The organism is bacterium (assembly GCA_037131655.1).
Lineage (GTDB): Bacteria > Armatimonadota > Fimbriimonadia > Fimbriimonadales > JBAXQP01 > JBAXQP01.
Genome location: JBAXQP010000428.1, coordinates 1 through 1,858, shown reverse-complemented (window position 1 = coordinate 1,858; position 1,858 = coordinate 1). Strand labels below are relative to the sequence as shown.

Genomic DNA, 1,858 nt, shown 5'->3' with positions numbered 1-1,858 from the left:
GAGAAGGACTTCGAGTTATTACGAAAGAGGAAATCTTGCAGCCTTTTGACTCGAGATCAGATGTTAGAAGGGAAGGTTCCTACAACCCCAACTACCTCATCAATCATTGCTGGGATCGAATGTCAGGAGGCTGTCAAGCTTCTCCATAATCGCAAGGAATTGCCGGTACTTTCGGGGGCAGGTTTCTATTTCAATGGTATGACGCATGACTCTTTTATTGTGCGCTATCAGCGAAAGGAAGATTGCCTCAGCCACGATACTTTCGAGGCTATTGAAGAGACCGATTGGAAAGCGTCAACTCTTTGTGTTGGCGATTTGATGGAACATGTTCGTTCTCTTATGGGGACAGAAGCTGTTGTAGATATTGAAAGGGAGGTTGTAATCGCACTGGACTGTTTGCACTGTCAAACCTCAGAACCAATGTTTGTAGTACAAACCAAACTAACGGAATCACAAGCTCGATGTCCTTCCTGTGGTGAGATACGAATTCCAAGAATGATGCATTCCTTTGATAATTGTGAAGCCTATGCTGACAGAACCCTGGAGCAGATGGGTATACCGGCTTTAGATATCGTGACTGGCCGTGTTGGTATGACAAGACGGCATTTTGAACTGTCAGGCGATAGCGATCAGGTTTTGGGCCCGCTTAGCCGTAGGGATACTCGGGCGGTGAATATCTAATATGAGTTCTCGCACAACTTTCAACCCGGAAGAGTATCTTTACCCAGATGATAGGCAGATGATGACGCGTTTAGAAAGCGTTAGGGGTCTCAAAGAAATGGCCACTCGCTTTATTAACGAAATCAGTGAGCCTTGGGTAAGTGGTCAACTAGCTGGAACTGGAGTTAGAGCCTCTGAAAGACAGTTACCTGAATTGCATAAGCAAGTGTATACGTTGGCAGCCTCTTTCGGTGTTCCTATGCCTCATGTCTACATTGTCAGCGATTCTAATCTTAACGCAGTAACTTATGGAACGGGAAATCAGTGCTTTATCTCCCTTACTAATGCTCTTTATGAGCAGTTGAGCCCGCAGCAACTCGCGTTTGTTCTGGGTCATGAAATTGGCCATATTCACTGTCGGCATGTTTTGTACATAACGATGGCGCGTTGGTTTTTTGATGATACGAAATCACGTTCTGATAGAAATGCAAACGAGTTACTTACGGCAATTATGGACTGGATGCGAACATCCGAGATATCGGCCGATAGGGCTGGGCTGGTTGCGTGCGGGGATAAAGATGTGGCCTGTAAAGCGTTGGTGGCGATGGTTGTTGGGAGCAGAAACCTAGCTGAGAAGATAGATGTTAACGAGTATATCGCAGAGCAAGCGCTTTCTCTCCAGTTCAATCCTTTAGCGTTGCAGCGACAAAACTTTGAGAGCCACCCCTATATGCCATTTCGGATTGGTGAATTGCTTGAATTTGCCGACGGAACTGCGTATCGTCAATTGTCAGAAAAGTGGCGCGAATCGATGTCCTTCGAGGAGGCCGCTATTGATATCAAGTTGTATTGAGCATAAGGAGATTCAGTAATGTCAAAGGTAGACCCTCCAGGTTCAGAATTAGATTCGGGTACTGATTTGGGTATTGTGCTGAATAGTGAGCCTGAGAACAAAAGTACATCAAAGTCTCAGTACGTTCGAATTTTCATGGATGCTTCAGTACGGCAACAGATAATTGAATTCGCAGCAACTGATACATCGCACGAGCTGGGCGGTGTCTTGATTGGCTATCTCAAACAGAGTAATCCTGCAGAAGTATTTGTTGAAGCGATAATTCCTGCAAAGTACACTGAATCAGTGAAGGCAAGTATTACCTTTACTCACGCGACATGGGAAGACATTCACGCTGTCAAGGAT

3 protein-coding genes are annotated in these 1,858 nt (G+C 45.4%); all 3 read left to right on the top strand.

Annotation, left to right across the window (positions count from 1 at the left end):
• The coding region (locus WCO51_13265; GenBank protein ID MEI6514222.1) for a ThiF family adenylyltransferase at window positions 1-681 on the top strand (681 nt) is incomplete at its 5' end.
• A 1-nt stretch (window position 682) separates the two neighbouring features.
• Window positions 683-1,513 (top strand): M48 family metallopeptidase, encoded by an 831-nt coding sequence (locus tag WCO51_13260; GenBank protein ID MEI6514221.1) that lies wholly within the window; start codon window positions 683-685, stop codon window positions 1,511-1,513.
• 18 nt (window positions 1,514-1,531) lie between these two features.
• Window positions 1,532-1,858: hypothetical protein (locus WCO51_13255; GenBank protein ID MEI6514220.1), on the top strand; the 327-nt coding region annotated here is incomplete at its 3' end.

Bases quoted from the DNA above. Each gene is read 5' to 3' on its own strand.
- WCO51_13260 (MEI6514221.1), top strand. From the start codon at position 683: ATGAGTTCTCGCACAACTTTCAACCCGGAAGAGTATCTTTACCCAGAT.